Below are 12,516 nucleotides of genomic sequence, written 5' to 3'. Positions count from 1 at the left end.
CATTTCTTACCCTCTCTGTGGAAAGCGGACACGAAATATCCATGGGCGGCGTTGGCAAATCAAACGGCTCGGTTCCGCTTTGTCGCTATGTGATGTAGCTCACAAATAAAAACCCCTGGTCCGAGGCAATCTCGAACCAGGGGCAGGGGAGTGTGACGAGTCGATCGCGACTAGGCGGTAACCTCGTAACCTTTGCGGGCTTCGCGGGCCTGCATCGCATTGGCTTGATCGTCGCCGATAATCTGTTCGCTCTTCGGATCCCACTTCAGCGAGCGGTTCAAGCGAATAGCGATGTTGGACAGATGGCACGTCGTCAACGCGCGATGATGCGTAAAGACGTCCGAGATCGGCAGCTTCCGCGTTTTCACGCATTCGAAGAAGTTCGCCATGTGGGCGTTGCTCTTGGCCGGCATTGCACCGCCGTAAACTTCGGCAATGGCGTTTTCCGGCAGCGGATTGTCTTTCAGTTCATCAATCGGCGAACCGACAATCTTGCCGCGATTGACTAGGAAGCGTCCCTTCGAGCCTGTAAACAGAATGCCGTTGCCGAAGCCCAGATCGTCGTGCGAATCTTTGATGTCCATCACCACGCCGTTGCCGAACGTCGCTTTGACATGGAAGTTGGTTGCACAGTTGTAGCGATCGTCTTGCTGCGGCATGCCATCTTTGAATTCGACAGGATGCTTGGCATAGATCGGTTCGATCGAGGTAGGACCTTGCCCGTCGCCGACCTGGTCGAGACCCCACTGGGCGATGTCGACATGGTGAGCACCCCAGTCGGTCAGCTTGCCGCCTGAGTATTCGTACCACCAGCGGAATTCGTAGTGGCAACGCGTCTTGGCATGCTTGCCTTCTTTCATGTAGCGGTAGTCGACCATGGGGGCCTGACCGAGCCACTTTTCCCAGTTCAAATGGCTGGGGACATCGGTCACAGGGATCTCGCCGCTGCTGGGCGATCCACCGATGGCAACCGCGATATGCTCAATGTCGCCAATGCGTCCATCCCGAATCAGTGCGATGGCCTGCAGAAATCGGAGGCCCATTTCGCTTCGCTGCTGGGTACCGACTTGGAAGACTCGGCCGGTTTCTTTGGCGACCTGGCAGATCTTTTTGCCTTCGTCGATGGTCAGAGTAAGCGGCTTTTCGCAGTAGACATCTTTCCCGGCTTTCATCGCTTCGATGGCGATCTTTGAGTGCCAGTGATCGGTCGTCACAATGGTGACAATCTCGATATCGTTCCGGTCGAGGATCTTCTGATAGTCTTCGTAAACGTCAACGTCGCGTTCCACGCCACGCTTCTTTTGAATCTCGAGGGTCTTCTTCTTCGCCGCATTGGCGTGGTTCGCATCCACGTCGCAAACTGCCACGACGTCGCCCAATTGCATGGCGTTCGGACCGACAGCATTCCAACGGCTGCCGGTGCCGATGCAACCGACTAAAGGACGGTCGTTGGCTTCGTTGGCCTTCTGCTCGTCGGCCATCGCGGGCTGACTGGTGAAGATATAAGGAACCGACATTGCCGCAGCTCCGGCCGCGGACGACTTCAAAAACGTTCGGCGATCAGATCGTGGACTCAAAGTGGTGACTCCCAGGGAGAATGGGCAAAGGTAGGAATGGTTTCCACAGGTGTGGTAATCCGTGGATGGCACGGGAACGGTTTTCCCCGTTGATGGGGTAAGGGAAAAACGGCCCGGCTTAACCGGAAGTAATGGAATAGGGGCCTTTATAATACTGATTTCATGGCCGCGGTGCCATAAAAATCAAAAAAACGTAAGTCTTCATGATCTCTATGGTAGCCATCGATCCCTTATTACGGCGCAGGATCTGTCACCGTAACGCGGTGCCAAGGTTGTTTCAGCTTCCGTTACGCTCGATGCGCATAAGATTCTCAAATGGAATAAGGCTCAAAGTGAGAATATTCCACGCTGTTTGCGGAATGTTAATGGTTAACGATTCTCAAAACCCCATCGTCATTCGCTAAGCGATGGGCTAGATTTATGCGTGTCCTTACGTTTCTTCCGCACCGACTTTAACCAAGCCACGAACTATGTCTGCTGCTCGCATCTTCCCGAACCGTGCCCGAACGAAAATCGTGGCGACCGTTGGTCCTGCTTGTCGCACGCCTGAGATGCTGGAAGAACTGATCATGGCCGGCGTGGACGTGTTCCGCGTGAACCTGGCCCATGGCGATTTGAAGGATCACTCGGAAGTGGTTCGGAATATTCGTGCGATCAGCGCCAAAGTCGATCGTCCGATCGCCGCGCTGGCCGACCTGTCCGGTCCGAAGATTCGTCTCGGTGTGCTACCGGACGACATGATTCATTGCCATGAAGACGAGATCTTCACGTTCGTCCGTGGCGACGAAATCACCAAGCCAAATACGTTGACTTGCAACTACGAACCGTTGATCGACGAGTTGGAAGTTGGCAACGACGTGATGCTCGCCGACGGAACCGTCATGATGACGGTGATCGAAAAGTCGTCCGATACGGCAACTTGTAAAGTTGTGCAGACCGGCCCAATTCGTAGCCGCCAGGGGATTAACCTGCCTGGCACGAAACTGAGCGTCGAAGCCCTCACCCCGCAAGATATCGAACATGTGAAGTGGGCCGCCGAGAACGATCTCGACTACGTCAGCTTGAGCTTTGTGCGTTCGGCCGACGATTTGCGAGTCCTTCGCGACTTGCTGATGCAGCACGAATCGCGAGCGTTCATCATCGCTAAGATCGAAAAGCGAGAAGCCCTGGATAACTTGGAAGAAATTGTCAAGGAATCGAACGGGGTAATGGTGGCTCGTGGTGACTTAGGTGTGGAAATCGACGTCGCCGAAGTGGCTGCCGCTCAGAAGCTGATCGTTTCGACTTGCTCGCGAATCGGTCGCCCTGTGATCGTCGCCACGCAGATGCTCGACAGCATGACGACCTCGAACCGTCCTACGCGTGCCGAAGCAACCGACGTGGCCAACGCCATTCTCGATGGTGCGGACGCGTGTATGCTTTCCGGCGAAACGGCCGTGGGCGTTCACCCCGTGGCGGTTGTGAAGATGATGAACCGCATCATGCTGGCCACCGAAAAGATGTGGATGGAAGAACGTGGGCCGGCTCGTAAGATCGACAACCGCGTCGCCCAGGTGCATCCCATCACGCAGGCCGTCGTCTCCGGGGCATCGATTACTGCCGAACATCTGGGAGCGAAACTGCTTGTCACCGCCACACGTACCGGCGGTACCGCACTTACCAAAGCCAAGCTTCGCGATTCGATCCCGACCATCAGCGTGAGTGACTCCGACGCGGCATTACGACGGATGAGCCTTTACTGGGGTGTCACGCCGATCTCGAACGCTCCGGTTCATAACGGCATTCAGCTTCGCCGCTTCATCGACCAGTGGGGCCTCGCCAATGGCTACCTGGAAGAAGGGGACCGCGTAGTCTTCATCACCGGCGGCGGCATCATGCAGTCGGCCGAGTATATCGTCGTGGTCCACCGCGTCGAAAAGCCGCAAGACTAAGCTTGATCGCAGCGAACAAATTCTCTTAATAAGCAATGGGTGCCAAAAAGTACCAGGTGCCATGCTCACGTGCGCGTGGGCATGTCTTAAAGCCCTGGTACCTCGTGGGCTTACGTCGGTACTATTCCACCGGCTGAGAGCAATCGGCATGTCTGGCCGACGCGAGTGCCCGCCAGGCATGCTCAATCAAGTTGCTCAGCACAAAGCAGCCCATGCCGCATAACGCCGCGCCGCTGATCAAGCAGACGCCCAGCACCGCGGCGTTGAACTGATGGGCGGGAAGCCAGGTGCTCGCACTTGCTCCTAAGATTCCACCAGCGAGCGTAGCTTGCGTCATCAGGTGAATCTGTTTCGCCGACAGCCCTGACCGCTCGGCCAAATTCGAGGCCTTCCATTTCCGCGGCAGGGCAGGGGGCGGTACGCGTTCGCCGGGCGTGGGCGGATTTCGATCGTTGCGCCTTCGCTTCAGTCCCAACCGCAAGCTGAGATAAGAGGCCCCAAGATGCACCAGGGCGACAGCGAGAAAAAGAATGGTCATGAACGCTGCGAATGGCCCCAGTAGTCGCAGCACGGCGAAGACAACGCCGCACATCGCCATGGCCGAAGCCAACGCCCACAGCGAGAAACACGGAGGAGGGTCTGAGTTGTGCCAAGAGTCTGGCGTCATGAGGAGTTGCTCTGCGAGAAGAATCCAATGCGAACTTTCTTCATCGTATCGAGCGCGCCGACAATCGCAAAACTATCGTCGAGGGATAGGCAAAAGAATGATCACTTCACCGGAACTTGGGTAGAAGGAGAGGGCTAGGGTGCTGGCCGTCTCCGTTTCTCGCCGCTGATATATCGATTGTAATGAAGTGTTGTACAAGCGTGCAGGTAAAGTTGTATAATCGTTGAGCAAGTCTTGGCAATTGCAGGTCAAGAACGGCTGACTTCTCGCGTGAAATCAGCCGTCGCTCTTTGACAATTTAACAAACGGATCGCTTACTTCAGGTCGCTTCGCATCTGCTGAAGTTGGCCGCGAAGCTCCTCCAATTTCTCAGCATGCTGAGGATCGTCCGCTAGGTTGTGGACCTCGTGGGGATCGTTTTCCAGATCGAACAGCTGCTCTAATTTTGGCTTCGTCAGCTCGTAAGCAACATACTTCCAACGCTCGCCCCGAACCCCTTCGCTTTGCGGAATGGTTGCGTGCGGGAAGAGATGCTCGTAGAGAAATTCGGTTCGCCAATCGTCGCCAGAATTGCTGGCGACAAGGGGCTTCAGGCTTTGCCCTTGCATGACAGAAGGGACTTCCACGCCAGCCAAATCCAGCAGAGTCGGAGCGACGTCGATACTGAGCACCATCTCGTCGCGGCGCTGCCCTCGTTTCGCTTCCGGCAGACGCGGATCGAACACGATCATCGGGATACGAATCGACTCTTCGTACATCAACCACTTGCCGGCCAAGCCATGTTCTCCGAGGAAGAATCCATGGTCGGACGTGAAGATAATCACCGTGTTGTCCGCCAGCTTTTTCTGCTGCAACTTGTCGACCATCGCACCCACAAAGTCGTCGACGCCGGTCAACAATCGGTAGTAGTCTTTCACGTTCTTTTGAAACATCTCTTCGCCATCGAAACGGCGTTCCCAGCGAACACGCGACTCGCCTCCTTGCAGTTGTTTCGGTAGCTTTTGATAGTGTTCGTCATTAGCCGTTTTTGCCGGAACAATCGTGTCTTCGGCGTAGTAATCGGTGTACTTCGGAGCATGCTGAAACTGCCAGCCAGGCCCATCCTGGCAGTGTGCCGCTTTGAAGCTTACTTGCAGGCAGAACGGCTTTTCAGGCGAACAGGTATCGAGGAATTCGAGCGTTTGATCTTCGAGTCGTTTCGTCATGTGCGGCTCGCCGTCGACGAAATATTTTCCTTGCCCGGGAAAGCCTTTCCAGTAGTCGTATTCGTCGGCAGGCAGCTTGCGGCCGACGCCCCATTTTCCGATGAAAGCCGTGCGATAACCGTTGGCTCGAAGCATCGCCGGAAATGTCTTCTCGAACGCTTCCGGGGTCAGCATGGTTCCGAAATCGACAATGCCATGTCGGCGAGCGTACTGCCCCGTCAGGAACGAGGCCCGGCTTGTCGCACAAATGGCGGTGGTGGCAAACGCGTTCTCGAATACAACGCCTTCTTCCGCCAGGCGATCGATATGAGGCGTTTTGATAACCGGGTTGCCCATGCATCCCAGGGCATCGAAACGCTGATCGTCGGTCAGCAAGAAGATCAGGTTGGGACGATCCGCAGCCGAGACCGTCTGCCAGACATGCGTGAGGGAAGCAACAGCCAAACAGGTCAGCAAGAGTAGTCGATTTCGCATCATGGTGAGTTCATCGTCAGGAAGGAAAGGGGAATAGAAGCGAGAATTAACCTACCAAATTTCCGATCATTCGGCACGAAAAAATTGAGTGCATTGACCAGCCATGCGATACTGTCAAGTTTCGCTCATTCCAGCTTCATCGCTTTCGCATCCGGAATCAAGTTGGCTGCCACCGCGGGACATGAAATCTCGGAGAATCGCCACCAGCGAATCGTCTATCGACCGCTCGTGCTGCTCGCGCCGGCGCTAACCGTTGGTGTCCTTGCAGATGCCTGGCTGGACGTTTCGATGGTGTTCTGGCTGCTGGCATTTTTCGCCGTCTTATTGGGCTGGGCTGCGTTGTGGCGACGGCAGAATGAAAAGTCTGCAAGCATCTTGCTGCTGATGGCCGTGGGAACATTCGGCGGCATGGTTTATCACGTTCATTGGAATTTCTTTCTTGCCACTGAACTGAGTGTTAGTCTATCGCCCGACAAACGTCCGGTTGCACTGCGAGGATTGGTCACCGACTATCCCCGTTTTCTGCCAGCGAAATCGCCAGATTCAGCCTTCGAGTTTGAATTGCCAAACCAGTGGAAAGTCCCATTTCGGATCGAGCAAATCCGTAGCGGTACGCAGTGGGTCGATGCCTCTGGATTCACCGAAGTCTACGTTGCCGGCGATGAGATTCATGTTCGGCCCGGCGAGAAGATACGTGTCTTTGCTCAAGCGACATGCAGCGAAGGGGCGCTAAATCCTGGCGAGTTCGACTTTGCGAACTGGGCTCGTGGGAAACGGCGGCGCACCTTCTTGCGGGCCAACTACGTCAAATGTCTGTCAACGATCGAGCGTGCTCAAGGCGTTTCGGCCTGGCATCCGATTGCGGAGGCTCGGCACTTTGTCAGCCAGCAATTAATCGCGGCGGTGCCACCCCGTTTAGAAGGCTTGGCCGAAACCATTTTTCTCGGCCGTCGCGAACGTTTGGCGGATGAAACAGACGAAGCGTTTCGCGGCACAGGCACAGTCCATCTGCTGGCTCTCTCGGGATTACACCTCGGGATTTTGGCCATGTTTTCGTACGGTATTCTGCGGCACTTGCCTGGGCCTGTTTGGCTGCCGGGGCTTTGTATGTTGGTGCTGACGCTGGGATACGTTGTGTTGGTCGATGCACGTCCTCCGATCGTGCGAGCTTCGATCTTGGTGACTTCGCTTTGTATCGGGCTAATGGTCTATCGCCGCAATTCCTTTTGGAACAGTTTGGCAGCGGCGTGGATCTTTGTTGTTTGCTGGAGTCCCACAGAGATCTTTCAAGCCGGAACCCAGCTTTCGTTTGTAGCTGTCGCAACACTTGCCTGGTTGGCCGGGATGCAGTCGATTCATCAGAAGTACGATCCACTCAAGCGGCTGATCGAAGAGACGCGGCCGAAACCGATCAAGTGGTGGCGAGCCATTCGCCGAGGCGCCATGCAGCTGGTGATTGCTTCGCTGGTCGTTTGGCTGATGACGTTACCACTCGTTCTTTTGAACTTTCATGCGGCGTCACCGTGGACCGTTATACTCTCGCCCGTTTTAGTGGTTCCGATGGGGATAGCCCTTGCTGGCATTCTGTTGATTGTCGTCACATCAGTCATCGCACCGTGGGCAACGCCGAGCGTGGCGTGGATGGTGACGGGGGCGTTGTGGTTCATGCAAACGTTGGTCGAAGTAACCCAAGCCCGAATGCCGCTCACGTTTTGGTCCGCAGGCCCGCCGGTGTGGTGGGTCGTTGGTTTTTACGCAGTGATCACGCTGGTGGGATGCTTGTTGCTGGCACAGCGATTTCCGATTCGCTGGGGAGTCGCCACTGTTGCGGTCTGGCTGGCGGTCGGTTTCGCCTGGGGAACTATTCAGCAACTTAAAGCAGAGACGCGAGACGACCTAACGTGTACGTTTGTCAGCGTCGGTCATGGGACGTGTGTACTAGTGGAATTGCCGGATGGCCAGAACCTGCTTTACGACTGCGGGCGATTAGGTTCGCCGAAGAGGGCGACTCGGTCGTTGTCGGCCGTTTTGTGGAGCAAAGGAATCTCGCATCTCGATGCCGTGGTGATCTCGCATGACGACGCCGATCACTTCAACGGATTGCCGGAGCTGCTCGAGCGGTTTTCGATTGGGACCGTTTATTGTTCTGATTTGATGGAGCGAATTCCGAGCAAATTGGTCACGATCTTGCTCGAGGATTTGGACTCGCGCGACATCCCGCTCCGAACAATTTCAGCCGGCCAGCGTTTACGTACGCATCCGGAAGTGGGGCTAACGGTGCTGCACCCAACTCGGAAGGGAGTGCTGGGGCGTGACAACGCGAACAGTATCGTGCTGTTGATTGAGTATCACGGACGCCGCATATTATTGCCTGGAGATCTCGAGTCTCCGGGGACCGAAGCGGTGATCCTGGAACGGCCGATCGAGTGCGACGTGGTAATGGCCCCGCACCACGGAAGCCGTTACAGCAACCCAGAAACGTTTTATGCATGGTGTCGACCAGAGTGGATCGTCGTCAGTAGCGGCTCTCGAAATATTGAAGGGCCAAACATAGAGGATGATGATGGCCCCCAGTGGATGAATACAGCGGAGAACGGCTTGGTCGAAGTAAGGCTTACCAAGGACGGACTGCCGGCTGCCGTCCTATCATGGCGAGATACCGCGTCCGTTGTGGAAGAATAGGTGGCATGGGCGATTTTGCGGGTAAACTCGCCCCCATTCTGCCCCCCAAAGGCCTATTAGGCGTTGCAATATCAGCTTTCACTGCTAAATTAACGGTCTTATCAAGAGATTGAGGATGAGTTTGATGCGCTGGTGTCCGCGAAATTGGTTGTCGCGGTTGTCCTTTCGGCTTCACAAGTCCTTGTCGTTGTTGTGGTTAAGAAGAAGTCACCCTACTTGCGGACGTAAGTAAAGTCGCCCATGTCGATTACCAAAGAAAAGAAGAACGATGCCATCCAAGATTTCCAGCGTGGTGGCGAGGACACGGGTTCCCCGGAAGTTCAGATTGCGATTTTGACCAATCGCATCAACAACCTGACGGAGCACATGAAGAAGCACAAGAAGGACTACGCGACGCGTCGTGGTCTTCTTGCCATGGTGAGCCGTCGTCGCCGTTTGCTTGATTACCTGAAGCGGCACGATCCTCAGAAGTACCTGGATATGCTGGCACGGCTTGGTATTCGTAAGTAGTTGCTACTACTTCGGTCTGGTCGAACGAGGCTCGTTCTCCCAATTTCGGACGAGCCTCTTAAGTTACTGGCAATGGAATTAGCCTGAAGACGCGCGCCCCAGGGGCTATCGCGCGTCTTTACCACGCCTCGCTGGTGGTGGAAAAACAATGGCTGGCGAGGCAACCTTACGAGGCGCCGCTCTATCAAAATTCCTGCGGCGGGCCTCAACTTATATTGAACCAAGCACTGGATGTTCCAAATGGCCGGGCCCCTCTCTCCTCCAGGCCCATACCCTCTTGGCGCAAGACCTCTCGGATCGTTTCTGGTGCGCTGTGTAGGACGGAAAAAGTGGAAGAAATTCGTGTAGAGAAGAAGATCGGCAATGAGACGTTATCCTTTACAACTGGCTTCTTAGCCAAGCAGGCCCACGGGTCGGTGCTCGTTCAATATGGCGAAACAGTCGTTTTCGTCGCTACCGTTTCCGGCCCATCTCGGCCTGGTACGGACTTCTTTCCTCTGACTTGCGATTATCGCGAGCGTACGGCTGCCGCTGGTAAGTTTCCCGGTGGTTTCATCAAGCGAGAAGGTCGCCCAACGACCAAAGAAATTCTCTCGTCGCGTCTGATGGATCGTCCGATTCGTCCTATGTTCCCCAAGGGATACCACGACGAAGTTCAGATCCAAGCCAGCGTTGTCGCCAGCGATCGTCTGTATGACGGTGACGTGCTTGCGATGAATGGTGCGTCGGCTGCTTTGTGCATCTCGCACTTGCCATTCCAGGGCCCATTGGCTGCTGTCCGCTTGGGTCGCGTTGATGGCGAACTCGTTCCATTCCCAACTTTTGAGCAGTTGGAACAGAGCGACTTGGACCTGATCATCTCGGGTAACAAAGAGTCGGTTCTGATGATCGAAGGCTTCTCGCGAGAGATTCCTGAAGACGAAATGGCTGACGCCGTCATGAAGGCTCATGAATTCGTCAAGGAAATCTGCGACCTCCAAGCCGAACTGGCGGAAAAAGTCGGTACCGAAAAGATGGAATTCGCCGAACCAGACGACGGCGGTCTCTATCAGAAACTGATGGATTCGTACTACGCCGACTTGAAGTCTGCCAAGCAAACCGTCGGTAAGCAGGACCGAGCCGAAAAAGTTCGTGAGCTGAAGACCAAAGTTAAAGAAGAGCTGATTCCAGATCCGGAAGCAGAAGGTGCCATCGACGAAGGTGCATTTGGCACCGCTTGGCACGACTTGGAAGAACGCGTTGTTCGTGACTTGATCTTGAGCGGTACTCGTACCGACGGTCGTGATACGAAGACGCTGCGTCCGATCGAATGCAAAGTGGACATTCTGCCCCGCGTTCACGGTTCGGCCGTCTTCCAACGTGGCGAAACCCAGTCGTTGATCACCGTTACCCTCGGTACCCCGCGTGACGAACAACGCGTTGACGGACTGATCGACGAGTACTCGAAGAAGTTCATGTTGGACTACAACTTCCCGAGCTTCTCGGTGGGTGAATGTCGTCCGATTCGTGGCCCTGGCCGTCGTGAAATTGGTCACGGTGCTCTGGCTGAACGTAGCGTGAACCCGATCCTGCCAGCCTCGGAAGATTTCCCGTACACGATTCGTGTGATCTCCGACATCTTGGAATCGAATGGTTCCAGCTCGATGGCATCGGTTTGCGGTGCGACGCTTGGTTTGATGGCCGCTGGCGTGCCGATTACCAATCCAGTCGCAGGTATCTCCATCGGCTTGGTGAAGGAAGGGGACGACTACGTCCTGCTGACCGACATCCTCGGTGAAGAAGACCACCATGGCGACATGGACTTCAAAGTCGCTGGTACCCAAAACGGTATCACCGGCATCCAGTTGGACCTCAAGATCAAGGGGATCAACGAAGAGATCATTCGCAAGACGCTCGTTCAAGCTCGCGAAGCTCGTATCGAAATCCTTCGCAAGATGCTGACCACCATCAGCCAGCCGAAGGACGATACCTCGCAATGGGCTCCGCGCATGATGCGAACGATGATCAACCCGGAAAAGATCGGCCTGCTGATCGGTCCCGGCGGCAAGACCATTCGTGCCATTCAGGAAGAAACCGGTGCGACGATCGACGTCGAAGACGACGGTACTGTGATTGTTGCCAGCGGCAACTTGGAATGGGCCGAAGCTGCAATGGCTCGCGTTCAAGCGATCACCGGCGAAGTCGAAGTCGGCAAGATCTACGAAGGCCGAGTCACCAGCGTGAAGGACTTCGGTGCTTTCGTGGAAATCCTGCCTGGCCGTGACGGCTTGTGCCACATCAGCGAACTGTCGACCGAATACGTCTCGGACGTCAACTCGGTGGTCAAAGTTGGTGATATCCTTGCCGTGAAAGTCTTGCTCGTCGATGAGCATGATCGCGTCAAGCTGAGCCACAAAGCGACGCTGCCTGGCGGCGATGCCCCAGCTGGCGAAGGCGACGAAGATCTCGAAACGGCTGGCTCGCGCGGTGGTGATCGTGGTTCGCGAGGTGGCGATCGACGTGACCGTGGTGGTGATCGCGGTGGCCGTGGCGGCGACCGAGGTCGACGTCGTCCACGTCGTGAAGATTAAGAACCGCGGACATTCGTCCCCAGTTCCGTTGAATATTGAATCGCCCGGAGTGCATAAGTACTCCGGGCGTTTTCGTGAGAACCACTATGGATCATCATTCCTCTTCCCACGAATCTTCCGAACCGACTCGCGAAAAGTCGCGCGATCAGTACCTGGTCGATCAGTACAACGAGATCGCCCGGTTGGCTGGCTCTTTGGCGCATGAGATCAAGACGCCGCTTTCCGTGATTCGGATGAACATGGAGCTGCTTGCCGAGGATTTAGACGATCCGCAAACACCCCAACAGCGACGCGCAAAACAGAAGATTCAGACGGTTCAGGAGCAGTGCGAACGACTGCAGGGATTGCTGAACGACTTTCTGCGGTTTGCTCGGATTCGCGATTTAAACTTACTGCCAGGCAATCTGAACGAGCAGATCGAACGTGTTCTGAATTTCGTCGAACCTCAAGCCGATCAGCAAGGGGTCGATATTATTCGCTATCTCGACTCGGAGCTACCGAGTATCGATCTCGACGCAGAGTTGCTTTACTCGGCTCTACTGAACTTGGTGGTCAATGCCATCCAGGCAATGCCCGATGGGGGATCGCTGATGGTTCAGACCCGGGAGTTTCGAACCGGCGTTCTGCTTCGCCTGGTCGACACCGGATGCGGGATGAGCGATACGACGGCGATTCGTATGTTCGATCCGTTCTATTCGACCAAAGATGGCGGCTCTGGACTTGGATTGCCGCTGGCAAAGAAGATCATCGAAGCGCACCACGCCATTATTGATGTCCAAAGCGAGCTAGGGCGGGGGACTCAATTCACGCTCGAATTCCCGTTGCCGAAACGTATCGGCAGTACGCCTTCGCGGGAAAGTGATGCCCCGGAAGATTAGCGCCAATCAAGCACGGCGATTG

The 12,516-nt window shown here is 55.4% G+C and carries 8 protein-coding genes; 5 read left to right on the top strand and 3 right to left on the bottom strand.

The window, feature by feature from the left end:
- Positions 1 to 170 precede the first annotated feature (170 nt).
- Complete coding sequence (locus tag LA756_RS09525; protein WP_224439640.1) at positions 171 to 1,577, bottom strand: Gfo/Idh/MocA family protein; 1,407 nt, start codon at positions 1,575 to 1,577, stop codon at positions 171 to 173.
- A 470-nt stretch (positions 1,578 to 2,047) separates the two neighbouring features.
- Between LA756_RS09525 and pyk the strand changes: the two genes are divergently transcribed.
- A complete protein-coding gene (pyk, locus tag LA756_RS09520; RefSeq protein ID WP_224439639.1) occupies positions 2,048 to 3,508 on the top strand; it encodes a pyruvate kinase in 1,461 nt (486 codons plus the stop codon).
- A gap of 121 nt (positions 3,509 to 3,629) precedes the next feature.
- On the opposite strand, the gene LA756_RS09515 is transcribed toward pyk, so the two are convergent.
- Both LA756_RS09515 and LA756_RS09510 read right to left on the bottom strand, forming a co-directional pair.
- Positions 3,630 to 4,175 (bottom strand): hypothetical protein, encoded by a 546-nt coding sequence (locus LA756_RS09515; RefSeq protein WP_224439638.1) that lies wholly within the window; start codon positions 4,173 to 4,175, stop codon positions 3,630 to 3,632.
- Positions 4,176 to 4,489: 314 nt separating this feature from the next.
- Complete coding sequence (locus tag LA756_RS09510) at positions 4,490 to 5,857, bottom strand: sulfatase (protein WP_224439637.1); 1,368 nt, start codon at positions 5,855 to 5,857, stop codon at positions 4,490 to 4,492.
- Positions 5,858 to 6,016: 159 nt separating this feature from the next.
- On the opposite strand from LA756_RS09510, the gene LA756_RS09505 reads away from it, so the two are divergent.
- The 4 genes from LA756_RS09505 (at position 6,017) to LA756_RS09490 (ending at position 12,494) form a co-directional block, all read left to right on the top strand.
- Entirely contained in the window at positions 6,017 to 8,536 is a 2,520-nt protein-coding gene (locus LA756_RS09505; RefSeq protein ID WP_224439636.1) for a ComEC/Rec2 family competence protein, read from the top strand.
- Positions 8,537 to 8,776: 240 nt separating this feature from the next.
- Complete coding sequence (gene rpsO, locus LA756_RS09500) at positions 8,777 to 9,046, top strand: 30S ribosomal protein S15 (RefSeq protein WP_105355072.1); 270 nt, start codon at positions 8,777 to 8,779, stop codon at positions 9,044 to 9,046.
- 329 nt (positions 9,047 to 9,375) lie between these two features.
- On the top strand, positions 9,376 to 11,616 hold the full coding sequence (locus tag LA756_RS09495; RefSeq protein WP_224439635.1) for a polyribonucleotide nucleotidyltransferase: 2,241 nt from the start codon (positions 9,376 to 9,378) through the stop codon (positions 11,614 to 11,616).
- Positions 11,617 to 11,702: 86 nt separating this feature from the next.
- Positions 11,703 to 12,494, top strand: a complete 792-nt coding sequence (locus LA756_RS09490; RefSeq protein WP_224439634.1) for a nitrogen regulation protein NR(II) — start codon at positions 11,703 to 11,705, stop codon at positions 12,492 to 12,494.
- The last annotated feature ends 22 nt before the right edge of the window (positions 12,495 to 12,516 follow it).

The organism is Bremerella sp. TYQ1 (assembly GCF_020150455.1).
In the GTDB taxonomy this organism is placed as follows: domain Bacteria; phylum Planctomycetota; class Planctomycetia; order Pirellulales; family Pirellulaceae; genus Bremerella; species Bremerella volcania_A.
The sequence above is the reverse complement of the archived record's forward strand: the minus strand, read 5'-3'. Positions and strand labels throughout refer to the sequence as shown.